Origin of the sequence: Brevibacterium sp. W7.2, from assembly GCF_018137945.1 — a bacterium.
Classification (GTDB): Bacteria; Actinomycetota; Actinomycetes; order Actinomycetales; family Brevibacteriaceae; genus Brevibacterium; species Brevibacterium sanguinis.
This window is the reverse complement of sequence record NZ_CP073089.1, coordinates 208,191-232,720: the sequence shown is the minus strand read 5'-3', so window position 1 is coordinate 232,720 and position 24,530 is coordinate 208,191. Positions and strand designations below refer to the sequence as shown.

Sequence of the window (24,530 nt, the reverse complement as noted above, 5' to 3'; positions counted from 1 at the left end):
CGATGGTAGTCGGACGGCCCGTCTCGCGCAGTCTCGGAGGCTGACGGAACCTGCCGACCGCCTCGGCAGGGCTGCGCTGGGGACTGAGGAATCACCTCGGCGGGGGCTGCGTTGCGGACTCAGCAGCCACCTCGTCGAGGAGCGACACGCCGTTACTTGGTCACGAAATGATAACGATCGCGGGATTTTTCCTTGAATTCCCTCCGTGTGTCTCCCCACCCGCCTGAGTGAATGCCTTAGAGTTGTGTGCTGTACGAACCCGCGCACGATGGTGCCTTCCTCTTTTCAGCCAAGGAATGCCGGGAGTTCCATCGCCTTTCGCGGGTTGAGATCAACCGAAAGGCATTACTGTGAAGACCTCGCGTCTTGTGCTTGCCCCCGCAGTAGCCGTCGCATTGACAGGTCTCGCAGGCGCTCCGGCGTTTGCGACGACGGAGTCTCCTACGGTGCCCCAGGGCCCGCTCTGCGCCTACGACGGCGCGCAGAACTCGACCGACCCCGAAAACAGCTCGGCGGTCCCCGACAGCTCCACCCCGCAGGCCACCGTGTCCGCAGCCCAGATCACCCGCGCCGACGTCGCGGACAAGACGAAGGGCATCGGCTTCTCCGGCACCGGGTTCACCGCGGATGAGAAGGCGACCGTCACGGTCGTCGGCACCGACGGCACGGAGTACACCCCGCAGACGCAGCTCACCGTCGACGAGAACGGGAAGGTCAACGGCACCTACTACTTCTCGACGACCGAGGGCGCCCAGGTGCCGGTCGGCAAGTACACGCTCTTCCTCACAGACCTCAAGACCGAGAAGGACTCCTCGAAGGTGACCTTCGAGGTCGTCGCCTCGGATGCCGACATCGACGATTCGGGAGCCGGCGGCACCTGCGAGCGCCCGACCGCTCCGGCCCCGTCGACGACGTCCCCGGCCCCGACCGAGACGCCGTCGGAGACCCAGTCGCCGACCGAGACACCGACCCAGACTCCGACCGAGACGCCCACGCAGACTCCGTCCGAGACCGCGTCGCCGACCGAGACGCCCACGCAGTCGCCGACCGAGACACCGACGCCCACGCCGACGGAGACCCAGTCACCGAGCGAGACGGCTGAGCCGTCCCCGACCGAGACGCAGACTCCTCCGCAGACTCCGACGGAGAGCCCGGCGGAGACCGAGGAGCCGTCCCCGACCGAAACCGCTCCGACCGAGACCGGACAGCCGTCGCCCACCGAGACCGGCACGCCGTCGGAGACCGGCGATCCGTCGCCTTCGACGAGCGAGGGAACGAACGACGATGAGCAGCCGGCGGCAGCACCGCAGGCCCTCATCATCGATCCCACGGAGATCACCTCCGAGGACTTCCTCAACAAGGGCGTGACCCTCGGCGTCACCGGCGCTCAGCCCGGTGAGAAGATCACGATCGTCGTCGAGCACGCCCAGGGCAAGGTCGACCGCTACACGATGTCGAAGGACGCCGACGACGAAGGCAAGGCGACCTTCGGCGTCCAGGCCAAGGTCAAGGCCGTGCTCGGCACGTACAACGTCCGCGTCCAGGCCGAGAGCTTCGACAAGCCCCAGGGCGGCAGCTTCACCGTCGTCACCAACGGCACCGACGTGTCCGAGGACGGCAACGGCTCGGGCTCCGGCGGCGGATCCGGCAGCGGAGACTCAGGCAGCGGCAGCAGCGCCTCGAACGACCTGCCCCGCACCGGTGCCGAACTGACCGGACTCGCGCTCGGCGCGGGACTCCTCGTCGTCGGCGCGGCCGCCGTCGTCATCACCCGTCGTCGCGCCGATGCGGCCGCCGACGATCCTGCGGAGTTCTAAGATCCGTTGAGCACAGAACTGTCCCTGGAGGGGCTGCACCTCGGCAGACGCCCGATCGACCTCGGTCGTCTTCGAGCAGGGACGGTTCTCGGGCTCATGGGCAGCCCGGACAGCATCACCGAGGTGGTGCTGTCCGCGGCGGCCCTGACAGGCGTCGCGCCTCCCCCACAGATCCCGACCGGATTCCGGTCGGGACGTCTGCGTGTGCGCAGATGGGTGAGAACGTACTTCCGTGCCGCCGGTGCCGATCCCGGGGAGGCGGCACTGGCGGCGGCGTGCACCGAGTTCGGGCTGCCGCCCGAGGCGCTGCGCGGACGCCTCAGCGACCTCGACGCGGGAGCGCGCGCAAAACTCGTCCTCGCCCTCGCCTGGGCGACGGGCGCGAAGTGGCTGACCTTCATCGATCCCTTCGCGGGAGTGCCCGGCCACATCCGCACCGGCCTGCGGGCCCGGCTCGCCGACCTCGCGGCCGCCCAGGGCCGCGGCATCGTCTTCTCCTCCGACACACTCACGGACTTCATCATCGCCGAGGCGGGGGTCGCCGACATCGAGAAGGGCGAACTCGTCGCGTTCGGCTCGCTCGCCTCCGTCGTCAGCGAACCGCGCGGCTCCCTGCCCGCCGAGCTCACCGGGGTCAACATCTGGTCCGGCCTGGCGCGCAAGGGCTGGCTGTCGATCGGCCACTCCGCGGTCCGCGCCCGGACCGAGCTCGACGGGAAGGTCTTCGTCACCCTCCCCTGGCGCAGCGCCCTCGTCTCGCTCGACGAGCACGACCCGGCGTTCACCTCGGCGGCGGTCTTCGAGGCCATCGTCGTGGGACTGCGCGACCGCGGCACCGCGATCCAGGCGAAGCTCTCACCCGTCGACACGGAGATGGGGCTCGCCCTCGACGTCGACCTCGCCGATCTCGCTCGCCTCGGCGGTGGCGGTGCTGATTCGGGCGGTGCCGGCGATTCCGGTGACGGCAGCGGATCTGACTCCGGTGCCGGCTTCGGGATCCTCCATCCGGGCCTCGGGGAGACGCTCGCGCAGCTGCGCGCCGCGGTCAGGGTCGGCACGCACGTCTTCGTCGAGGTCGACACCTCGGCGCTGCGGGCCTATTCCGTGGAGTGACGCGCGCTCGCGGACCCGGGCCGGGGTGAGCCCGCGCACCGGGGTCGTTCCTGCCGTGATCGCGAGCCGCGCTGAACCGCGGTCGAATAGCTCGCGCATCGGTGCCGTTCCTGCCGTGATCGTGACCCGCGCTGAACCGCTGAACCGGGCCGCCGCCTCGGCGATCTGGGTGGGATGGGCCGGGGACAGCGACAGGCCGACTGTCCACTAAACTGGATTCGACGCCGTTGCGGTCACCGGTCGGTCTCCGACACGGTCCGCCCCCATCCCCCAAGCCGACGAGGAGAGGCCATGCGCACACCGCGGACACTCCTCATCTCGGCGCTCGTCGTCATCGTCCTCACAGTCGCCTCGGTGCCGCTGCTCAATCTCGCGTTCTACACGCCCGCGCGCACCGTTGAGGCGTACATGCGCGCGATCGAGCAGGGCAACGCCGAACGCGCCTTCTCCTACCTCTCCTCTCCCACTCCGGAGTCGACGCTCGCGCTCAACGGCGACGTCCTCGCCGCGGCCCCCGACCTGCCCCGTGAGGCGAGTGCGGAGACGATCTCGACCGACGGCGACCGGGCGACGGTCAAGCTCAGCTACGTGCTGTCCTCGCAGACGCGGTCGGTCGACCTCACCCTCGTCAAGCTGCCGGCTGCCGCGGGCCTCTTCGATCGGTGGGCGATCGAGCAGGAGGCGTGGCCCACACTCGACCTCGATGTCTCGGGCTCATCGACGGCGACTGTCAACGGCTACAGCGTCTCCGCCGGCACCGTGCCCGTGCTCTTCCCGGCCACCTACCTCGTCGGCTTCGACGCGACGTACCTGACGTCGAAGTCGGAGCGCGCCGAGGTGACCGCACCCGGCGACACCGCGCAGGTCTCCCTCTCCCCGCAGCCGACCGCGAAGCTCGAGGAGTCCGTGGCACAGCAGGTCAGCGACTATCTCGCCGGCTGCGTGAAGGCGACGACGCTCATGCCCACGGGCTGCGTGTTCGGCTATGAGACGGACAACGAGATCCTCGGCGACGTCACGTGGTCGATCGTGCGCGAGCCGAAGGTCAGTCTGACGGCCTCCGGGGGCGACCTCGAACTCACTCCGGCGACAGCCGAGGTGCGGATCCAGGGCCGCTACCGCGACATCGTCACCGCATCCGAGTACGACCTCGACGAGACCCTGTCCTTCGTCTTCGGCGGCTCCGTCGTCGTCCGGGCCTCGCAGGTCCGCGTCGAACCGCGCCGCCTCGGCGAAGTCTCGATCATGTGAGATTGGCGCGTCTGACCGGCTCGTCGGCGCATCCAGGCGCGTGTGTGGTCACTGAACCGAGTGAATCGCGACGAACGACGCGAGAATCCTCGGCTCTGTGACCGCGTCAGGCTCCGCGGAGGTCGAGGTCGAGGACGGCCGGAGCCGCCTCGCTCAGCTCGATGGGGATGCCCCAGTCCTGCTGGTAGAGGTGGCAGGCGGCGTGAAGCGGGATCTCCCCGCCGGGTTCGCCGTCGCACGCGGCCGCTCGCGCGGTGACGTGGAGGACGCCCGAGGTGAACTCAGGATCGATGACGATGTCGCGGCTCAGCCCCTCCGCTCCCCCGCCGCCGGAGACGATGAGCTCGGGCGGCGTCGACGACACCTGGAGGTACGTCGGGTCGCCCCAGCGGTCGTCGAGCTTCTGACCAGCAGGGACAGTGAAGCTCACGCTGATCGCCACAGGACCGGAGGCGAGTTCGGTCGAGGGCCGCTTGCTCGTCTGCGCTCCCTCATCGACGCGCTGTGCGTCCTTGGGCAGGGTGACGCGGGTGAGCGTGTGGTTCGCCGATTCGACGACGAGGAGTTCGGCGTCGCCGGCAGCGGCGTCGCCGGTGATGGCCGAGTCCGCCTCGGCATCGCCGGCACGCCCGCCGGTCGCCGGGACGACGAGGATGTCCGAGGGCTCCCGCAGCCCGCGGGCGAGCGTCGTCACCTCGTTCGTCGCGAAGTCGTAGCGGCGGATCGCGCCGTTGTACGTATCGGCGATCGCGAGCGACCCGTCGGGCAGGGTGCGCACGCCCAGCGGATGCTGCAGCCGCGCCTCGGGGGCGGGACCGTCGCGGAACCCGAAGTCGAAGAGACCGACGCCGACGATCGTGCTCGCCTCGCCGGTGGCCGGGTCGAGGCGGCGGATCGCCGAGGTCTCCGAGTCGGCGACGATGACGTCGCCGTCGGGGTGGAGGTCGAGGCCCGAGGACTGCGCGAACCAGGCGGTCTCGGCGTCGCCGTCGACGAGACCCTCGTTCATCGTGCCCGAGAGCAGGCGGATGCGGCCGCTGACCGGGTCGAACGCCCAGATCGTGTGGTTGCCGGCCATCGCCACGACCACCTCGGCGGTGGAGGGGACGAAGAGGACGTCCCACGGCGAGGACAGCTTGACGTCGAGCGCGGATCCGTCGTAGCGCCCGAGCGCCCCGTGCGTGCCGCGGACGTTGTCGATCGCGCCGACCATGTGCTGCTCGCCGGTGCCGGCGATCGTCGTCACGGTGCCGGCCTCGAGGTCGATGCCGCGCAGGACGTGGTTGACGGTGTCGGCGACGACGAGCTGGTAGCCGACCTGGGCGGCGATGTCGTCGGGGAGGACGGTGATGCCGCCGGGCTCGCTGAATTCGGCGGTCGCGAGGTCGCCGTCGCTGAGACCGCGGTCTCCCGTGCCGATGCGGCGGACGATGGTGTGGCCGTCGGGGGCGTATTCGACGAGGCTGTGGTGGCCGGAGTCGGCGACGAGGAGGTTGCCCGACGGCAGGACCGTGACCTTGCCCGGGTAGAAGAGCTCGGTCTCCGGTGCCGGCGGGGGGACGTACGGGCCGTCGCCGGAGTGGAGGGTGCCCTTCGCGGAGTGCTCGGCGATGAGGCCCTCGATGATCTCGCCGAGGCCGGCGGCGTGCCCTTCCCCGGAGAGGGTGGCGACGAGGTAGCCCTCGGGGTCGATGACGGCGAGCGTCGGCCACGCGCGGGCCGTGTAGGCCTGCCACGTGATGAGGTCGGGGTCGTCGAGGACGAGGTGTTCGACCTGGTAGCGCTCGACGGCCTGGTCGACAGCCTCAACGGTGCGCTCGAACTCGAACTTCGGCGAGTGGACGCCGATGATGACGAGCTCGCCCTTGTACTTCTCCTCGAGCGGGCGCAGCTCGTCGAGGACGTGGAGGCAGTTGATGCAGCAGAACGTCCAGAAGTCGAGGAGGACGACCTTGCCGCGCAGGTCGGCGAGGCTGAGGTCCTTGTCACCGGAGTTCATCCAGCGGCGGCCGAGGAGTTCGGGAGCGCGCACCTTGGGTTCGCGCGGGCGGGACGGGGCGGTGGCCTCGGCGGTGGCGTCGTCCGCGGCGGTGGCCGCGGAGCTCTGCGGGCTGGAGTTCATGCGTCCATGGTCTCAGATCCCTCGCCGAGGCGGCAGGGCGGCTGTCATCGTGGGACACAGTGACCGCCGGGACGGGCCGGCGCGTGGTCGACTGCCGGCGCGTGGTCGACTGCCGGCGCGGGCGGGCAGTTCACACGGTGGGCCAGCCTAGGCGGTCGGGCGGGCGCCGAAGACGCTCGAGCCGATGCGGACCATCGTTGCGCCCTCGGCGATCGCGAGTTCGAAGTCGTTGCTCATGCCCATCGACAGTTCGGTCGCAGTCTCCGGCAGGGCACCGGAGTCGATGAGGCGAGCGCTGAGTTCGCGGAGGTCTGAGTAGCTCGGGCGGATCTCCTCCGGCGTCTGACCCGGCAGTCCGATCGTCATGAGACCACGCAGGCGCAGGCGCTGCAGCCCGCGCACGGCAGTCACCAGCGCCTCGGCGTCCTCCGGCGCGACACCCGACTTCGAATCCTCACGGGAGGTGTTGACCTGGACGAAGACATCGACCGTCCCCTCGATGACGCCGAGGCGGTTGTCGATCTTCGTCGCAAGATCGAGGGAGTCGATCGACTGGATGCACTGCGCATGCCGGAGGGTGTGGTTGACCTTGTTCTTCTGCAGCGGACCGATGAGGTGGGACTCATGGGGCAGGTCGGCGAGGTCGTCGGCCTTCGCGACGAGCTCCTGAACCTTGTTCTCCCCGATGAGACCGAAACCGTGTTCGAGCGCGACCCGGATCTTCTCCGCCGGCTGGGTCTTGGTCGCGAGCAGGATCCGCACGGCGTCGGCGTCGCGCCCGGAGGCCTGCGCGGCGGCTGCGGTGCGCTCGGCCACCTCGTCGAGGCGGGCGCGGATGTCGGCGGATTCGTCTGCGGTCAGGGTGTCGGTCGAACTCATGCTCCCAGTCTCGCACGAGCGCAGCCGAGCCGCGGCCGTCCAGTCTGTCGGCGGCAGTGCACACGTGGGCTGGTGCGTGTGGACCACCTCAGGCAGCGCGCTGGTCGCTCAGGGCTTCGTCGGCAGGCCGGGGGCCGCGGGGTCGATGTTCTTGATGATCGCCGTTGTGTCGAGCCCCTCGAGGCCTTCGTCGACGAGCTTCTGCAGCTGGGCGTAGACGAGGGAGGCCGCCGGGAGGTCGACGCCCTGGGACTCGGCGCCGGCGAGCGCGAGACCGACGTCCTTGTGCATGAGCGCGGTCGCAAAGCCGGGCTTGAAGTCGTTGTTCGACGCCGCGGTCTCCGTGACGCCCGGCACCGGATACCACGTGCGCAGCGGCCACGAATCGCCCGAGGAGACCTTCGCGATGTCGTAGAACGCCTTCGGGTCGAGGCCGAAGCGCTGCGCGAGGACGGCGCCTTCGACGACGCCCTCGAGGCTGATGGCGAGCATCATGTTGTTGACGATCTTCGCCGCCTGACCTGCGGCTTCACCGCCGGCGTGGAAGATGTTGCCGGCCATCGGCTCGATGAAGGGCCGCGCCGTCTCGACATCGGCGTCGTCGCCGCCGAGCATGAACGTCAGGGTTCCGGCCTGGGCGCCGGTGACCCCACCGGAGACGGGACCGTCGATGAAGCGGAAGCCCGCCTCGGCGGCGTCCTTGTGCAGCTCACGCGCGGAATCGAAGTCGATCGTCGAGGAGTCGACGAGGAGGGTGCTCGTGTCCGCATTCGCGAGCACTCCGTCGTCGCCGAGGTAGACGGCGCGGGCATGCTCGCCCTTCGGCAGCATCGTGAAGACGATGTCGGCACCGGCGACCGCCTCGGCGATGGATCCCACCGGGGTGACCCCGTCGGCCGCGGCCGCGGTCACGGCGTCCGGCACCACATCGAAGCCCTTGACCGTGTGTCCGGCCTTGACCAGGTTCGCCGTCATCGGTCGACCCATGTTCCCCAGGCCGATCCATCCAATCGTCGACATCGCATGCCTCCTCGCATCAACTGTTCATGTGTTCCCCTTCACATTACGCCAGCAGACGGTGCGGGGATCAGCCCGGGAAGGCACCTCTTCCGCACCCGCAATGTGCGCGCACGCAGATAGAATGAAGAGACTATGGCCGCTCACGCACCCACCGGTTCCGGCAGGCAGATCTCACCGGAGGATCTGCTCACCCTGCTCGCCGTCGCGCGGTTGGGGAAGTTCACGGCGGCCGCGCACAGTCTCGGACTCAACCACACGACCGTGTCCCGGCGGATCGCCGCTCTCGAGAAGGCGTACGGCCAGCGCGTCCTCGTCGCCTCGCCCGACGGCTGGGAGCTGAGCACCGCGGGCCGGCAGCTGCTGCCGATCGCCGAGGACATCGAGGCAGCGCTCGGCCGCATCGACGCCCACGAGACCGCCGCGCTGTCGGGGACCATCCGCCTCGCCTGCCCGCAGGCGTTCGCCCTCGAGTTCGCGGTCCCGGCGCTGACATCCCTGCAGCTGCGCCACCCCGGTCTGCAGATCGAGCTCATCACCGCCACACAGCGCGCCCGGCAGTACCGGTCGGGCGTCGACATCGAAGTCGTCGTCGGCCGGCCGGACGCCCCGCGCAGCGCCGCCAAGCGGATCCGCGACTACCGTCTCCAGCTCTACGCCTCGCAGGAGTATCTGCGCACGCATCCGCAGCCGCGCACGCTCGACGACCTCGCCGACCACCGCATCGTCTACTACATCGAGAACTCCCTGCAGGTCGACGACCTCGACGAGGCGGCCGCGGAGCTGCCCGCGGGCAAGGGGTTCTTCCGCTCCACCTCGGTGCAGGCGCACGTGCTCGCCACCGCCGGAGGGGTCGGCATCGGGATCCTCCCGGACTTCACGGCGCGCGGGAACAGCCGACTCGTCCAGGTGCTCCCCGAGCTCTTCTCCAAACGCGTGTCCTATTGGGCGTCGGTGCGCCATGAGGCGCTGCGCAGCGCTGGCGTGCGCGCGGTCCTCGAAGTGCTCTGAACCGCAGTGCTCCTCAGGCGGCGGTCCATCCGCCGTCGACGCTGTGGGCGGCTCCGGTGACGACGCCGGCCGCATCACTGGCGAGGAAGAGGGCGAGAGCGGCGATGTCCTCGGGCTCGGCGAGCCTCGGGACCGCCGCGTGGCCGAGGAACACCTTCTCGAGCACCTCGTCCTCGCTGATCCCGTTCGTCCGCGCCTGCTCGGCGATCTGCCCCTTGACCAGCGGCGTGAGGACGTAGCCGGGGTTGATCGCATTGCACGTCACGCCGTGCGGACCGGCTTCGAGCGCCGTCGTCTTCGTCAGCCCCATGAGCCCGTGCTTGGCGGCGACGTATGCGGACTTGTTCGCCGAGGCGCGCAGCCCGTGGACGGACGAGAGGTTGATGACCCGTCCCCACCCGCGTGCGTACATCGCCGGCAGTGCCGCCTTCGTCAGCACGAACGGCGCCTCGAGCATGAGGGTCATGATGAGCCGCCACTCCTCGAGCGGGAACTCGGTGATCGGGTGGATGCGCTGGATGCCGGCGTTGTTGACGAGGATGTCGACGTCGATGTCGATCCCCTCGAGCGCCGAGGTGTCGGCGAGGTTGACCACCCAGGCCTGCCCGCCGATGGACTCGGCGACGGCGCCGGCTGCATCGGCATCGACGTCGGCGACGGTGACCGCCGCTCCGGCGGCGGCGAACGCCTCGCACATCGCCTTGCCGAGACCGGAGGCCCCGCCCGTGACGAGCGCGCGCTTGCCGGTGAGATCAACAGTCATTCCTCATCCTCTTTCCTCAATCGGGGGTTGCTCGCCGCTGCGCCTCCCGGCCCCGCACGGAGCCGTGCCCGGCCGTGGTCGTCGCCCCGCCTCGGCGAGGGGAGGACGACCGACGTCCTGCCCGCTCAGCCGGCGACGACTCCGCGGCGGACCTTGTCGGCGTGGTCGAGCGAGTGGAGGTCGATGCCCTTCGTCTCGCGCGTGAAGATCAGCGCGACGAGCGAGATGAGCGCCGCCACCGCGAGGTAGATCGCGATCGGGACCGAGGAGTGGAACTCGTCGAGGAGCGCGGTCGCGATGATCGGCGCGAAGGAGCCCGCGACGATCGCCGTGACCTGGTACCCGGTCGAGACGCCGGAGTTGCGCATCCGGGTCGGGAACATCTCGGCCATGATCGCCGGCTGGCCGGCGTACATGAACCCGTGGAAGATGAGGCCCAGCAGCAGGGCGAGGAAGATGAGCCCGGGGTTGCCGGTGTCGTACATCGGGAAGGCGAAGAAGCCCCACGACGCGGTGAGGATGATGCCGATCGCGTACGGCGGTTTGCGGCCGATCCGGTCGCCGAGGGCCCCGATCATCGGCACGAGCAGCGCGTGGATCGCATGCGCGCCGAGGAGGAGGCCGAGGATCTCGCTCGCCTCGATCTGAGCGACGACCGCGAGGTAGGTGATCGAGAAGGTGACGACGAGGTAGTAGTGGATGTTCTCCACCAGCCGCAGACCCATCGCGGTGAAGACCTCACGCGGGTAGCGCTTGAAGACGGCCTTGACGCCGTAGTCGACGCCCTCCTCGATCTCCTCGGCCTGGATCTTCTCGAAGATCGGGGCGTCGGAGACCCGGGTGCGGATGTAGTAGCCGATGAGGACGATGACCGCCGAGAGCCAGAACGCGATGCGCCAGCCCCACGAGAGGAAGGCCTCTTCGCTCAGCGTCGCGGTGAGGACGAAGAGGACGCCGGTGGCGAGCAGGTTGCCCAGCGGCACGCCCGACTGCGGCCATGACGACCAGAAGCCGCGCTCCTTGTCCGGGGAGTGCTCGGCGACGAGGAGCACCGCACCGCCCCATTCGCCGCCGACCGCGAAGCCCTGGACGATGCGCAGCAGGACGAGGAGGATCGGCGCGAGGTAGCCGATCTGCCCGAACGTCGGCAGGCAGCCCATGAGGAACGTCGCGGCGCCGACGAGGATGATCGAGAGCTGCAGGAGCTTCTTGCGTCCGAACTTGTCACCGTAGTGGCCGAAGACGATGCCGCCGATGGGACGGGCGATGAAGCCGACGGCGTAGGTCGCGAAGCCGAGCAGGATCGGCGTGAGCGGGTTGTCCGACGGCGGGAACAGGATGTGGTTGAACACCAGCGTCGCCGCTGACCCGTAGAGGAAGAACTCGTACCATTCGACGACCGTGCCGGCCATCGACGCGGCGACGACCTTGCGCAGCTGCGCGCGCACCGACTTCCTCTCCGTGGGGCTCTGTGCACTCATGACTCTCCTCGATTTCTCCGATCCGCGCCGCGACTCTGCGGGCTGATCGTGCTGACCTGTCACCGTGTCCGGTGCCGCGGCCGTGGCGAGGGTCTCGGCGATGAGAGCTCTCACGGGCCTGCGCGCACCGTCCTCACCGTGATCCGGTGAGGGCGGTTCCCTCTCAGTGTGCGCCACTTCACAGGCGATTGGGATGCGCAGAGGCGCGAAAACGAGAATTTCCTGTGCATATTCGTGCACAGCGGGTGTGCGTCGCGTGCAGATGAACGCGCCCTCGCCGAGGCGGTCGGACGTCCCGTGCGACAGCGGAGTCAGGGTGGCGCGGGGCCAGCCGCGGCGCCGGAGTGCCGACGCGCTCTGAGGTCCCGTCCGTCAGCGGAGGCGCACCGCCGGCGAGGTCATCCGGTCACGAGGACCGGTGCCCCGGCAGGGTCAGCTGCGGCGCTGTTCGGCGCGGGAGTCGCTCTCGGCGATCGTCGCGAGCATGTCGTTGTACGCGCGCAGCTCGGCGTCGTTCGTCCGGGCCTCGCGGCGGTCGACCCGCTTGGCTTCGCGATCCGAGGACTTCGACCACTGGAAGGCGACCATGATCGCGAGGAACAGGGTCGGCAGCTCGCCGATTCCCCACGCGATCGCGCCGCCGCGCTGCTGGTCCTCGATCGCGGTGTATCCCCAGTCGGTGCCCATGTTGCCGAACCAATTGCCCTCGATGAGGACTTCGGAGCTGAGCAGGGAGATGCCGAAGAACGCGTGGAAGGCCATCGTGATGAGCAGCGTGAGCAGCCGCAGCGGGTACGGGAACCGCTTGACCCCGGGGTCGACGCCGATGAGCGACTGCGCGAAGAGATAGCCGGCGCCGAGGAAGTGGAAGATCATCAGCTCGTGCCCGAGGTGGTACTCGAGCGCGTAGCGCATGAGACCCGCGTAGTAGAAGACGACGAGGGAGCCGGCGAAGTTGACGCTCGCGACGACGGGGTTCGCGAGGAACCGCAGGAACGGCGTGTGGACGAGCCAGAGCACCCATTCGCGGATGCCGCGGGAGCCGTCGGTGCGCGGGGTCGTCGCCCGCATGAGCATGGTGATCGGCGCACCGAGGACCATGGGGATCGGCACGACCATGACGAGCAGCATGTGCTGGATCATGTGCGCGGAGAACTGGACCTCGCCGTAGACGACGGGGCCGCCGGAGGTGACGTAGATGAGGAGCACCATGCCGACGAGCCAGCAGACGAGGCGCGCGATCGACCAGGAATCACCTCGGCGCTTGAGATGGATGAACCCGGCGACGTACGCGATGCCCAGGCCCACGGCGATGACGAGCCACAGCGGGTCGACCGACCATTCGGTGAAGTAGCGGGAGAACGTCGGCTGCGGCGGCAGCGGCTCTCCGGAGAGGATCTCCGAGGGTGTGGGGTTGCCGACCGGCTCCTGGGGCACGGGCGGCTGCGACCGGGCCAGCGCGGCGGCCAGGCCCATGGTCGCGCCGAAGATGACGAACTCGGCGATGATGAGGCGCCAGAACTCCACCGTCACCGAGGCGACGGTGCCGAGGCGGGCGATGACGTAGCGGCGGTGCCAGAAGCCGATGAGGCCGAGGAGGACCGTGCCGATGACCTTGCCGATGATGACCTGCCCGTAGGGGGTCATGAGGTCCCCGACGGACTGGACGCGCAGGAGCGAGTTGACGACGCCGGAGAACGCGACGAGGACGAACGCGAAGAGCGCGAACGACGAGTACCGGCTGATGATCGTGCTCAGGTGCGGTGACGTCGCGAGGCGACCGCCGAGGAGGGCGACGACGAGGAGGCCGCCGAGCCAGATCGTGACGCCGAGGAGGTGGAGGCCGATGCTGTTGACGGCCTGGGTGTGGCCCGAGGCCTGCGCGGAGTGGCCCATGAGCGCCATGGGGATCATCACGCCGATGGAGATGAGCCCGGCGAACGCGATGCCCAGGTAGGACCGGGAGCCGAAGCACAGCGTCGAGGCGATGGCGATGAGGACGACGATGAGCGTCCACAGCTGACCGAAGGCGATCTGCGTGACGAAGACGCCGAGCTGGTTGGAGAAGTCGATGTAGGCCTGGGCGCCGACGGTGTCCATGAAGGTGAAGATGAGGACGGCGACCGCGGAGACGGTCCACGCCACCGAGGCGACCTCGGCGATCTTCAGGGACTTCTCCCAGAGCGCGTCGAGCGGCGGCTGGTCGGCCTCACCGGCCTTCTTCCCGCCCTTGTGCCGTGTGCGACCCTGCGTGCGCGGGAGGATGAGGAGGGCGAAGAGGAGGGACCCGATGGTCACCGACATCGCGACGTTGAAGAGGGACTTGGCCGCGGGGAGTCCGAAGCGGACGACACGGCCGGGGTCGTTGAGCAGCGTCGCCTCGGCGGCGCCGGTGTAGAGCATTGCGAGGAATGCGACGATGAGGCCGACGACCACGACGATGGGCACGGCAGCCCGCGTTGTGAAACCGACGAGCGGTGCAATGATCTTGGAGGTCACTGGTGCCTGCCCGCCGCTGAATCCATAGCCTCAAGGATATCGTCCCGGGGTTCGCCCCTGCCAATTCGCACCCGCCGAGGTGGCGCAGATCTCCCTGGGAATCCGCGCTCAGCGGCACCCGGCGTGCACGGACACGGTGCCCCGCCTCGGCGAGGGATGCCTCAGCCCGGACAGCAGAAGACCCGGACCGATGATCGATCCGGGTCTTCGTGCGCGTGAAGCGCGAAGGTCACTTCGGGGCGCCGGCGGCAGCCTTGAGCTTCGAACCAGCGGACAGCTTGACGGAGTAGCCGGCCTTGATCTGGATCTCTTCACCGGTCTGCGGGTTGCGGCCCTTGCGAGCGGCACGCTCGGTGCGCTCGACGGAGAGCCAGCCCGGGATGGTGAGCTTCTCGCCCTTGTCGACGACGTCGGAGAAGACATCGAAGACTCCGTCGAGAACATCCGAGACCTGCTTCTGGGTCAGGCCGGACTTCTCGGCAACTTCTGCAACGAGCTCACTGCGGTTCTTAGCCATAAAAGTGTCCTCCTTAGGACAAGTCGGTCGGTTACCGGTCCGTTTTTCCGATAACGAACTTCCTCGAGATTACCAGCTGGACTTCGTGATGCCCGGCAACTCGCCGTCGTGTGCCATTTCGCGGAAGCGGACACGGGAGAGTCCGAACTTGCGCAGGTAGCCGCGGGGGCGGCCGTCAACCTGGTCACGATTGCGCACGCGCACTGGCGAGGCATCGCGAGGAAGCTTCTGCAGGCCGAGGCGTGCTTCTTCACGCTGCTCGTCGGTGCTGTCGGGGTGGGTGAGCTGACGCTTGAGGGCCGCGCGGCGCTCTGCGTAGCGTTCGACGATGACGCGACGCTGCTTGTCGCGGGCGATCTTGGACTTCTTGGCCATGTGCGCTCAGCGCTCCTCTCGGAAATCGACGTGCTTGCGGACGACGGGATCGTACTTCTTGAGCACGATGCGGTCCGGGTTGTTGCGGCGGTTCTTGCGGGTCACGTAGGTGTACCCGGTGCCGGCGGTCGACTTGAGCTTGATGATCGGACGAACGTCTTGTGCCTTCGCCATCAGAGCTTCACTCCCTTGGCAATGAGTTCGGCGACCACGGAGTCGATGCCGCGCACGTCGATGACCTTGATGCCCTTGGCGGACACGTTGAGGGTGACGTTGCGACGCAGCGACGGAACGTAGTAGCGCTTCGTCTGAATGTTCGGGTTGAAGCGGCGCTTGGTGCGGCGCTTCGAGTGGGACACATTGTGTCCGAAACCGGGAACGGCCCCGGTGACTTGGCAGGTTGCTGCCATGACTCTCCTCCAGTTCACAAGTTACCGACTCTCGAAACAAGCCCGAGCTGAACCGGTCGACGGTCCTTAACTCGCTTGCGCCGATGTCGGAAGACATCAACAAATTCTCGCGATGCTGCTGTGCTCACGCGGGCCCGGGCAGGGACGTCGAGGGACGTTCCGGTGGGTCCGAGTCGCAAGCACGCGGCGTTCGCAATGGAAATTGTGTACGCCGAAACAGGCTTGCCCGTTCGGGCGAGATGTCTCACCAGCGCTGAAGCCGTAGCCTGTGAGAGATGGCCGAAGCTGGAGTGCAGCGGTGGGTGAGCACCATGTCGGTCATAGCAGATCCGTCGAGGACGGGCCCGTTACGACACAACAGACATCTAGTTTAGAGACGATCCGGCCTTCAGAGCAAATTCACACGCTCCCCGGATTCGCGGGGCTCGCGCCGAGGCGGCGGGCAGATCGGATCAACGACCGTTGCCGCATGGTGGCGACCGCTGCGCACCCACGTCGCCCGAGTTCGCGCGGATCCCGCGCTCCCTGCCGTGGTCGCATGGGTGTTCGCCGTCGTCAGGGGGCCGCCGACGGGCGTCTCGGCGCCGTTCTCAGGGTCCGACCGCCTCGGCGAGGAAGGGCATGCCAGAGCGCCGCGACCGTGTTGAAGGTCCACCGAACTCGTGCCAAGGTAAGAAGATGATTGCCACCACATCTGGCACTCTGGAGGACAGATGAGCGACGTTCCACCGAGGCCGCGCATCCGTCCCGCGACCAGTGATGACTGGGATTCGTCCGATCGATCCGGCCGGAGCCCGCAGCCCGGGTCGCAGGGAGCGGATGCCCACTCAGCCGATGCCGAGTTCGACGGTTCGACCTACTACGAATACATCGAACGTCACACCGGCGACCTTCCCCTATCGCGAACCCGTTCGGCCAACGTCTTCGCCCCCGCGGGCAGCTCGCCGTTCCAGGACCATGTCAATGCCGCCGGCAGCGGTACCCGTGCTCGTTCAGCCGGCCATGCCGCCGGCTATGCCCGGCACTCGGGTGCGCCCTCTCAGGGGGCCGGTGTCGGCTCTGACTCGGGCGGGGCAGGGACATTCGGGCCTGGCGTTTCCGGGGCGGGCGGTTCGAGTGCTGCCGGTTCTGGGGCGTCCGGTTCGGGTGCGGCCGGATACGGGCCTGGTGGTTATGGTCCTGGAGGCTACGGTCCCGGGGGTTATAGTTCCGGGGGTTACGGCCCGGGGGGTCCGAATTCGGGCATCGGCCAGGCCGTCTCCGACTCCGGCCCGCGCAAGGGATCGGTTACGAAGGTCGTCATCGTCATCGCCGCGATCCTCGCGGTTCTCGCGCTCCTCGGCTATTTCGGAGCGCGCTGGCTCGCCCCCGAATCCGGCACAGTGCCCGTCGACGTCGGCGGAGAGGAATCGGCCTCGGCAGCGCCGACGCCCTCGGACGAACTCGTCCAGCCCACCGGGACGCCGGAGGAGGAGCTCGACGGCTTCGTGAAGTCGGGCACCGAGGCGGCCGCGGGCCTCGAAGGCCAGTGGGTCACCCAGGTGAGCGCGAAGAAGGTCGGGCTCGAGGCCGACGGCAAGACGTGGTCGGCGCAGGACATCCTCGACGAGTTCAAAGCGAACCAGGTGAAGTATCCCGGGTCGATCCTCATCTACAGCGGCGACTGGAGTGCCTACAAGTCCGGCGACTACTGGGTGACGGTCGTCGACACCGGCTACAGCGATGCGAAGCCGGCGCTCGACAAGTGCCGTTCGTGGGGTCTCGACCGCGACCACTGCCTCGCCAAGCGACTCGTCAAGGACGGCGAGTACTCCGAGGACAACAGCGCCTACCTCGACAGCTGACACCACGGCACGTCTCGTGCACAGCGGCACGGACAACCCGCAGCGGCGCGCCCTCCGCGGAGCGTCACGGCCCGGGGAGAGGGCCACGTCCTTCGTGGAACGGCACGCCCTACGCGGAGCATCACAGACTACCCGCAGCAAGACGTCCTACGCTGCGCGGCAATGACAACCCGTGGCTTCGCACGCCCTCCGCTGAGCGGCAAACACAACCCGTGGCTTCGCTCGCCCTCCGCTGAGCGGCAAACACTACCCGTGGCTTCGCGCGCACTACGCTGAGCTCCGCAACCGTCGCGTCCACGAGGGGTCTGTGGAGCTCAGGGTAGTGGTCGGCAGAGTCCGCCTCCCCCAGGTGCCAGAATCATCAGCCCCCGGCATTCAGCGACGCACCTGCCGCGAAGCCGGCAACCCGGAACGGCTCGCCCTCCGCTGAGCGGCAAACACAACCCGTGGCTTCGCACGCCCTCCGCTGAGCTCCACATCCGTCGCGTCCACGAGGTGTCTGTGGAGCTGAGGGTAGTGGTCGGCGGAGGCCGCCTCCACCAGGCGAGCGAAGCCGCCCATCACCTCGCGCGCGGGGTGATAGGCGGCTCCAGCATCGCCCTCAGGCCAGGAGGACGCTCGGATCCTCAAGGCCGCGGCCGACGTCGGCGAGGAACTTCGAGATGATCTCGCCGTCGACGACACGGTGGTCGGCGCTCACGGACAGAGTCGTGATCTCACGCGGCACGATCTCGTCGTCGACGACCCACGGCTTCTTCCGCACCTGCCCAAAGGCGAGGATCGCGGCTTCGCCGGGGTTGATGATCGGCGTTCCGGCATCGACGCCGAAGACGCCGACGTTCGTGATGGTGATCGTACCTCCTGCCTGGTCAGCAGGCGGAGTCTTGCCCGAGCGAGCCAGGGCCGTGAGCTCCTGCATCTCCTGCGCCAGCTGCGTGAGGCCCATCGTGTGCGCGTTCTTGATGTTCGGCACGATGAGTCCGCGCGGCGTGGCCGCAGCGATCCCGAGGTTGACGTACTTCTTGACGACGATGTCATCGCCGTCGAGTGTCGAGTTGATCCGCGGGTTCCGCGCAACCGCCCAGGCCACCGCCTTCGCGACGATGAGCAGCGGAGACACCCGCACATCCTCCCCGAGGACCTTCGACGCCTTGAGACGACGGACGAACGCCATCGTCTCGGTGACGTCGACGTCGAGGAACTCGGTGACGTGCGGCATCGTGAACGCCGAGTCGACCATCGCCTTGGCCATCATCTTCACAACGCCCTTGAACGGGATCCGCTCCTCGAGGGCGTCCGCGTCGACACTCGCCGAGGCGGTCGGCCCAGCCGCGGTCGCCCCAGTCGCAGCAGGTGCCGCGGTGCCGTCGGCCGCAGCCTGCACATCGGCGCGCGTGACCTCACCGCGGGATCCGGTCGGCGTCACCGATGCGAGGTCGATGCCGAGGTCCTTCGCGAGCTTGCGCACCGGCGGCTTGGCCAGCGGCTTGCCCGCCGAGGCGGTCTCGGCCGACGCAGCCGCACCATCGGACGCGGCCGGCCCGGCTTCAGGCTGCGCGGGCGCAGGCGCGGCGGGAGCGGAAGACTGTGCCGTGCCCGAGGTCTCCGCGGCACTCGACTGCGACGGGGCGACCGACCCGCCCTTGCGCGGACGGCGCTTCGATGAGGCGGCCTTGGCGCCGTACCCGACGAGGGTGGCACCGCCTTCGTCGTCGCTGGTTACAGCACCGTCAGAGTCCGGGGCGGTCGCCTCGGCGTGCGGTGCGCTCATCGTCTCCGCGCCCGCGCCGGCGTCTTCGGCACCTCCGAAGCGGATGATCGGGGTCCCGACCTCGACGGTCTGCCCCTCCTCGACGAGGAGGGCGCCGACGGTCCCGGCCTGCGGGCTCGGGAGTTCGACGAGGGACTTCGCGGTCTCGATCTCGACGAGGATCTGGTTGACCGTCACCTCGTCGCCGGGTGCCACCTTCCAGGACACGATGTCCGCCTCGGTGAGGCCTTCGCCGACGTCGGGAAGAGGGAATTCGAACGCCATTCTTGCTTCCTTTCGTCAGTAGGACAGGGCCCGGTCGACACCGTCGAAGATGCGATCGAGATCGGGCAGGTAGTGCTCTTCCATCCGCGAGCCGGGGTACGGCGTGTGGTAGCCGCCGACGCGGATGACCGGGGCTTCGAGGTTGAAGAAGCAGCGCTCGGAGATGCGGGCGGCGATCTCCGACCCGAGGCCGAGGAACGTCGGCGCCTCGTGGGCGACGACGAGTCGGCCTGTCTTCTGGACGGACTTCTCGATCGTCGTGAAGTCGATCGGGTTGAGGCTGCGGAGGTCGATGAGCTCGACGCTCTTGCCCTCCTCGGCGGCGGCCGCGACGACATCGGCCGCGGTGGGCACGAGCGGCCCGTAGGCCACGAGGGTGACGTCGGTGCCCTCGGACACGACGCGGGCGTCGTGCATGCCGAGGTCCTTCGCCGAGGTGTCGACGTCCCCGCGCTGCCAGTACCGGCGCTTGGGTTCGAAGAACATCACCGGGTCGTCGCTGCGGATCGCCTCCTGGATCATCCAGTACGCGTCGTTGGCGTTCGACGGGCTGATGAGCTTGAGTCCCGCATGGTGGGCGAAGACGGTCTCGGGGCTCTCCGAGTGGTGCTCGGGAGAGCCGATGCCGCCGCCGTAGGGCACGCGGATGACCATCGGGATGCGCTCGCTGCCCAGGGTGCGGTTGTAGAGCTTGGCGACCTGGGTGACGATCTGGTCGTAGGCGGGGAAGATGAACGCGTCGAACTGGATCTCGACGACGGGCCGGTAGCCGCGGATCGCCATGCCGATCGAGGTGCCGACGATGCCGGATTCGGCGAGCGGCGCATCGATGACGCGCTGCGGCCCGAAGTCCTTCTGCAGGCCCTCGGTGACGCGGAAGACACCGCCGAGCTTGCCGATGTCCTCACCAATGAGGACGACCTTCGGGTCGTCCTCCATGGCCTTGCGCAGACCGGCTGTGATCGCCTTGGAAAGCGGAAGTTTCTCCATCAGGCCTCACCTGCATCGGCGAATGAGGACTGGTACGCGAGGTACTCCGCACGTTCCTCATCGACGAGGGGGTGAGGTTCGGAGGTGACGTGAGCGAACATCTCGACACCGTCGGGGTCTTCCATGGTCATGCAGTTGTGGCGGATGCGCGCAGCGAGCGTGTCCGCCTCGGCGTCGACCTCGGCGAAGAACGACTCATCGGTGTCCGAGTGCTTCTCGAGGTAGGCGCGCAGACGGGTGATCGGGTCGCGGTCGGCCCAGATCTCCTCTTCGGCGCGGTCGCGGTACTTCGTCGGGTCGTCGGCGGTGGTGTGCGCACCGCGACGGTACGTGTAGGCCTCGATGAGCATCGGGCCGTTGCCGGAGCGCACCGAGTCGAGGCTCGCGCGGGCCACGGCGTACATCGCGATGATGTCGTTGCCGTCGACGCGGATGCCGGGCACGCCGAATCCCTCGCCGCGCTTGTAGAGCGGGGCCGGGGTCTGAACGTTCGTCGGCTCGGAGATCGCCCACTGGTTGTTCTGGCAGAAGAAGAGCACGGGGGCGTGGAAGGCGCCGGCGAAGGTCAGCGCCTCCGAGACGTCGCCCTGCGAGGTCGCACCGTCGCCGAAGCAGGCGATGGCGACCGTGTCGCCTTCGAGGTCACCGGTGCCGACGTCGCCGTCCATCGACACGCCCATGGCGTAGCCGGCGGCGTGGAGGGTCTGCGAGCCGATGACGATCGTGTACGTGTGGAAGCGGTGCTCCTGCGGGTCCCAGCCACCGTGGTTCTGGCCGCGGAAGATGCCGAGCAGCGTTTCGGGTTCGACGCCGCGGGTGTACGCGAGGCCGTGCTCACGGTAGGTGGGGAAGACGAAGTCCTGGGGGCGGGCGGCGCGGCCCATGCCGATCTGGGCGGCCTCCTGGCCGAACATCGGGGCCCACAGTCCCAGCTGACCCTGGCGCTGCAGGGCTGCGCCCTCCGCGTCGACGCGGCGGACGAGGACCATGTCCCGGTAGAACCCGCGCAGATCCTCATCGGTGAGCTCTGCGGCGAAGGCGTCGTACTCGCCCGAGGCAACGCGGTTGCCGTCCTCGGTGAGCATCTGAATCATGCGAGGCTCCGCTGACTGACTGTGGGCAGTCCCGGATCCCACTGAAATGTTCGAGGTCATTTCAGCTCTCCTTATTCTCAAGGTCCATACAGCACCGGAGGTGACCGGTGGCGGACAGTGTGCTGCGGGCAACGCCTCTGGTGGAAGGAATCGCCCTCGCGTGATCTGATTCACAGGTACCCCTACGATACAGAATCCGGGGTGCCCGTGCCACCGCCAGGGTGCTGTCGGCACCGCTGCGAACCGGTGGTCCGCATCGACGTCGAAATGCATCGGTCGTGGTCAGCCTACGGATGGCACCGATGGCCTGGCGGGCGTCGCCAAAGGCCGGAGGCGGAATTGTCGATCCTCGCCGAGGTGGTTGGGAGTCCGACCACCGCACGTGAAAGAGTCGCATGTCGAAGGGTTGCCTGTCAGACGGTGTCGGCAATCCCGTGCCACTCACCTCCGCTTCCGCTTGCCCTGGTAGTCCCTCGTCTCCGTGATGTCTCCGGAGAAGAACCCGGCGTTGCGGGTGGTGAAGCGCCGCAGAGCCGGGTGTCCGGCGCCGACCATGAGGGCCAGGGAGGCCGAGTACGCCGCGGAGGAATGCGCGGCGCCGGCCGAGGAGAACATCTCGTCGAGTTCGGCGTCGGACTTGTCGGCGAGGTTCGGGGCCTTCCGCAGCTCGTCGGGGTCGTAGTCGACGGTGATCGTCGTCCAGCGGTCCCGGGCGGGGTCTTCGTTCCCGTCGAGGTCGGGCACGAGGTCCTGTTCGTGTTCGATGGCGAGCACGTCGACGCTCTCATCGATGGCGAAGTCGGAGATCGGGGCGCCGACGGTGACGAGTGCCGTGACGTTGACATCGGCGAGGAATGCCGGATCCGCGGCGAGGGAGCCGGCGGTGATGCCGCCCTGGGAGTAGCCGACGAGCATGACCTCGGCGTCGCTGCCGATCCCGGCGTCGGCGATCGCCTGCCGGACCATTTCGCGCATCACGGTGTCGTTGCCGGCCATGCCCTCGACGTTCGTCGTCAGATCGGTCGTGTTCTCCCCCGGCTCCGGCGACCAGTCGGTGGTGGCCGGCACGTAGACGATGTAGCGGGTCGTGCCGTCGGGTGACCTCACCTCCTCGATGCGCACCTGTCCCGAGTCGACGCCGCGGTGCTGCGCGGCCTCCCTGCTGTAGAGCTCGGCGACATCGGCCGGCGGCTGCGCATGGGCGGGGGTGAGACCCTCCGCCTTCCACACCTCGACCTCGGAGGGGGTGAGGAGGCCGACGAGGTTCGCCGCGGCGAGCACCCAAGCGGTCATCGATCCGGAGTCGTGGGGCCACAGGGTGGTGTCGCTGTCGACGGCGAGCAGCTGCGGCGGCAGACCGAGGAAGCCGACGACCATGCCGGGCAGGACGTGTTCGATGACGGCGCCCGTGGCGTCCGAGTTCTCGAACACGAGGCGGGTGAGATCCTCCTTGAGCCGATCCGTCGTCTGCGCGAGGTCGATCCCGAACTGCTGCTCGACGAGGTCGTCGGCACCGACCGCGTCGAGGACCGTGGCCGCGGCGTAGACGGGGATCCCGACGACGAGCGCCGCAGGGATGACGACGGGCAGGCTGATGGCGATGACGCGGCCGGTGACGTAGCCGAGTCCGTCGAGGAGGCCGCCGAAGACCTCGCTCACCCCCTTCTCCGCCTCCCGGTAGGCGAGCGCGGCCGTCCGGATCGCGAGCGTCGTGGCCTCGAGTTCGAGGAGGACGACGGTGAGCTGCTGGTGGTAGACGATCCGTGCGCGGTCGAGGTTGAGGGCGGTCAGCGGCGAGGGCACCTGGGTGAGCAGGGTGGCGAGGTCGAAGTCGGCGACAGCACCGGCGGCATTGAGATCGCCGATGCGCCGGACGATCCGTTCGAGGTCGGTGCCGCTGAGCTCGGCCCGGTCATCGATCGTCATCCGCCCGCCGCCGCGGGTGCGCGTCGCGATCATCGGGCCGCCTCCTCGGTGCGGCAGAGCTCGGCGAGGGTGGCCGCGATGAGCATCCGCACCGCCTCGGCGCCGACGTCCTCCATCTCCGCCACGGTCACCCCGGCCGTGCCGCGCTCGAGGAGCGGACGGTGCCACGAGTCGCCCTGCCGGTGGAGGAACTCCATCCCGGACCGGTTCCGCACCCCGGCATACGTGAGGGTGAGGACGCAGTCACCGGTGATGAGGTCGGTGAGCTCCTCACCGACGACGGCGAGATCGGTGATGTCGAGGCGGCGGAGGAACTCGAACCCGGCGAAGTCGGAGAAGTCCGTGCCGCGCAGGGCGAGCATCGCCAGGGCGGTGTCGGCGCAGACGGCGATCTCGAGGGTGAGGGCGGCGTCAGCGCCGCCGACGACGATGCCGAGCCGGAACCGCGTGAGGTTGAGTTCGCTCGCGAAGCCGGCGAGCCAGGCGGAGAGGACGTCGAGGTCGCGGGGTCGGACGACGTCGGTAGGATGTTCGCGCAGGCCGGCCGCGGTCGGGGTGACGACCATTCCCGCCGAGGCGGTCGCCCGGGATCCGGTGGTGCCGGCACGGTCACCGGTGGGCAGCAGCTGCTTCGGCCACAGACAGCGCAGGCGGTGGGGCAGCCGGCGGATCCGCTCGAGATCGACGGTGATCCACCGGGTGCCGAGCACGCTGTCCTTGGCCGCCGCCCGGTCGTGGTTGAGCACGTGCCGGGATGCGAGCAGCCGCTTGGCGGCGCGGTGTTCCTCGGCATCCCCGTCTGCGGCGTGCCCGTGGCCTGCTTCCGTCACGATCATCCCCTCCCTCTCACAATTGGATCCGTCCGCCGACGGAGACGACCTGCAGATGGAGGTCGTAGGCTTCGGCGAGATCGTCGGCCCGGTCGGCGAGACCCGCGATCGCCTCGGCGCACGAACCGAGCCGGTCGACGAGCATCCGGCCGGCGGGCGAATCCCACCCGTCGATCTGCCGGGCCGCGGTCGCGAGCGAGCGCAGCTCGTTGGCCCGCTGCCGCCACCCGTCGCGGCTGGCCGCGAGTTCGTCGGTGATCATCGCTCCTTCCCCTTCCCCTGTACGAGCCGTGTCCCCGTTGGTCGCGCGAGGCCAGTGCGAGCCGCGCTCCTGTCAGCGGCGCGATCACCATGCCCGTCCCCTGCACGAGAAGACCTGCACGAGCCCAGCGCCCGAACCTGTGCCGGCACCCTAGGAGACCGGAGCGCTCGTGCTGAAGACCCCGCGCCGCCCCTGTGGACAGCGACTGAGCGTCCACAGGCCCCACGCACGCGAGTCCCCGCGCCGTCCACAGGCGCCGACCCGTGAGTGAGCGGTTCCGTGCCCGTGAGCGGA

Annotated in this window: 21 protein-coding genes; 5 read left to right on the top strand and 16 right to left on the bottom strand. The window is 68.7% G+C overall.

Annotated elements, in window-relative coordinates; translation table 11 throughout:
- Positions 1-446: 446 nt before the first annotated feature.
- From J9315_RS01020 to J9315_RS01010, 3 genes are all read left to right on the top strand, one after another.
- A complete protein-coding gene (locus tag J9315_RS01020) occupies positions 447-1,817 on the top strand; it encodes an LPXTG cell wall anchor domain-containing protein (RefSeq protein ID WP_211978600.1) in 1,371 nt (456 codons plus the stop codon).
- A gap of 6 nt (positions 1,818-1,823) precedes the next feature.
- Positions 1,824-2,930, top strand: a complete 1,107-nt coding sequence (locus tag J9315_RS01015) for an ABC transporter (RefSeq protein WP_211978599.1) — start codon at positions 1,824-1,826, stop codon at positions 2,928-2,930.
- Between the two features lie 291 nt (positions 2,931-3,221).
- A complete protein-coding gene (locus tag J9315_RS01010) occupies positions 3,222-4,181 on the top strand; it encodes a hypothetical protein (protein ID WP_211978598.1) in 960 nt (319 codons plus the stop codon).
- A gap of 106 nt (positions 4,182-4,287) precedes the next feature.
- Here the strand turns inward: J9315_RS01010 and J9315_RS01005 are convergent, their stop codons facing one another.
- From J9315_RS01005 to mmsB, 3 genes are all read right to left on the bottom strand, one after another.
- Entirely contained in the window at positions 4,288-6,303 is a 2,016-nt protein-coding gene (locus tag J9315_RS01005; protein ID WP_211978597.1) for an NHL domain-containing thioredoxin family protein, read from the bottom strand.
- Positions 6,304-6,450: 147 nt separating this feature from the next.
- Positions 6,451-7,182 (bottom strand): YggS family pyridoxal phosphate-dependent enzyme, encoded by a 732-nt coding sequence (locus tag J9315_RS01000; RefSeq protein WP_211978596.1) that lies wholly within the window; start codon positions 7,180-7,182, stop codon positions 6,451-6,453.
- 108 nt (positions 7,183-7,290) lie between these two features.
- Complete coding sequence (gene mmsB / locus J9315_RS00995) at positions 7,291-8,202, bottom strand: 3-hydroxyisobutyrate dehydrogenase (protein WP_137824962.1); 912 nt, start codon at positions 8,200-8,202, stop codon at positions 7,291-7,293.
- Positions 8,203-8,334: 132 nt separating this feature from the next.
- Between mmsB and J9315_RS00990 the strand changes: the two genes are divergently transcribed.
- The gene (locus tag J9315_RS00990) at positions 8,335-9,210 is read left to right on the top strand and encodes a LysR family transcriptional regulator (RefSeq protein ID WP_140954877.1); all 876 of its coding nucleotides are present in this window, start codon (positions 8,335-8,337) and stop codon (positions 9,208-9,210) included.
- A gap of 13 nt (positions 9,211-9,223) precedes the next feature.
- Here the strand turns inward: J9315_RS00990 and J9315_RS00985 are convergent, their stop codons facing one another.
- The 7 genes from J9315_RS00985 to rpmB all read right to left on the bottom strand — a co-directional run bounded on the left by J9315_RS00985 (position 9,224) and on the right by rpmB (position 15,255).
- Positions 9,224-9,973 (bottom strand): 3-hydroxybutyrate dehydrogenase, encoded by a 750-nt coding sequence (locus J9315_RS00985; RefSeq protein WP_198499946.1) that lies wholly within the window; start codon positions 9,971-9,973, stop codon positions 9,224-9,226.
- Positions 9,974-10,098: 125 nt separating this feature from the next.
- Positions 10,099-11,454, bottom strand: coding sequence for an MFS transporter (locus tag J9315_RS00980; RefSeq protein WP_269780026.1), 1,356 nt, complete (start codon positions 11,452-11,454; stop codon positions 10,099-10,101).
- A gap of 432 nt (positions 11,455-11,886) precedes the next feature.
- A complete protein-coding gene (locus J9315_RS00975) occupies positions 11,887-13,902 on the bottom strand; it encodes a cytochrome c oxidase assembly protein (protein ID WP_232623758.1) in 2,016 nt (671 codons plus the stop codon).
- Positions 13,903-14,182: 280 nt separating this feature from the next.
- On the bottom strand, positions 14,183-14,470 hold the full coding sequence (locus J9315_RS00970) for an HU family DNA-binding protein (RefSeq protein WP_137824957.1): 288 nt from the start codon (positions 14,468-14,470) through the stop codon (positions 14,183-14,185).
- Positions 14,471-14,539: 69 nt separating this feature from the next.
- On the bottom strand, positions 14,540-14,845 hold the full coding sequence (gene rpsN / locus J9315_RS00965; RefSeq protein WP_009376593.1) for a 30S ribosomal protein S14: 306 nt from the start codon (positions 14,843-14,845) through the stop codon (positions 14,540-14,542).
- A 6-nt stretch (positions 14,846-14,851) separates the two neighbouring features.
- A complete protein-coding gene (rpmG, locus tag J9315_RS00960; RefSeq protein ID WP_198020651.1) occupies positions 14,852-15,022 on the bottom strand; it encodes a 50S ribosomal protein L33 in 171 nt (56 codons plus the stop codon).
- On the bottom strand, positions 15,019-15,255 hold the full coding sequence (gene rpmB / locus J9315_RS00955) for a 50S ribosomal protein L28 (RefSeq protein ID WP_137824956.1): 237 nt from the start codon (positions 15,253-15,255) through the stop codon (positions 15,019-15,021). Before rpmB ends, rpmG begins: the two co-directional genes overlap by 4 nt.
- A 713-nt stretch (positions 15,256-15,968) precedes the next feature.
- Between rpmB and J9315_RS00950 the strand changes: the two genes are divergently transcribed.
- Positions 15,969-17,099 carry a protein kinase gene (locus J9315_RS00950; RefSeq protein ID WP_211978595.1) on the top strand — a complete coding sequence of 377 codons (1,131 nt, stop codon included), beginning with the start codon at positions 15,969-15,971 and terminating at the stop codon, positions 17,097-17,099.
- Between the two features lie 601 nt (positions 17,100-17,700).
- Here the strand turns inward: J9315_RS00950 and J9315_RS00945 are convergent.
- The 6 genes from J9315_RS00945 to J9315_RS00920 all read right to left on the bottom strand — a co-directional run bounded on the left by J9315_RS00945 (position 17,701) and on the right by J9315_RS00920 (position 24,236).
- The gene (locus J9315_RS00945) at positions 17,701-19,134 is read right to left on the bottom strand and encodes a dihydrolipoamide acetyltransferase family protein (RefSeq protein ID WP_211978594.1); all 1,434 of its coding nucleotides are present in this window, start codon (positions 19,132-19,134) and stop codon (positions 17,701-17,703) included.
- A 15-nt stretch (positions 19,135-19,149) separates the two neighbouring features.
- Entirely contained in the window at positions 19,150-20,124 is a 975-nt protein-coding gene (locus tag J9315_RS00940; protein ID WP_198499950.1) for an alpha-ketoacid dehydrogenase subunit beta, read from the bottom strand.
- A complete protein-coding gene (pdhA, locus tag J9315_RS00935; RefSeq protein ID WP_232623759.1) occupies positions 20,124-21,218 on the bottom strand; it encodes a pyruvate dehydrogenase (acetyl-transferring) E1 component subunit alpha in 1,095 nt (364 codons plus the stop codon). The genes J9315_RS00940 and pdhA overlap by 1 nt, the downstream gene beginning before the upstream one ends.
- A gap of 441 nt (positions 21,219-21,659) precedes the next feature.
- Positions 21,660-23,177 carry a hypothetical protein gene (locus J9315_RS00930; protein WP_198499952.1) on the bottom strand — a complete coding sequence of 506 codons (1,518 nt, stop codon included), beginning with the start codon at positions 23,175-23,177 and terminating at the stop codon, positions 21,660-21,662.
- Positions 23,174-23,980: a hypothetical protein gene (locus J9315_RS00925; protein ID WP_198499953.1), complete on the bottom strand. Its 807-nt coding sequence runs from the start codon at positions 23,978-23,980 to the stop codon at positions 23,174-23,176. Before J9315_RS00925 ends, J9315_RS00930 begins: the two co-directional genes overlap by 4 nt.
- A 10-nt stretch (positions 23,981-23,990) precedes the next feature.
- Positions 23,991-24,236, bottom strand: a complete 246-nt coding sequence (locus tag J9315_RS00920) for a hypothetical protein (RefSeq protein WP_137824949.1) — start codon at positions 24,234-24,236, stop codon at positions 23,991-23,993.
- Positions 24,237-24,530 lie beyond the last annotated feature (294 nt).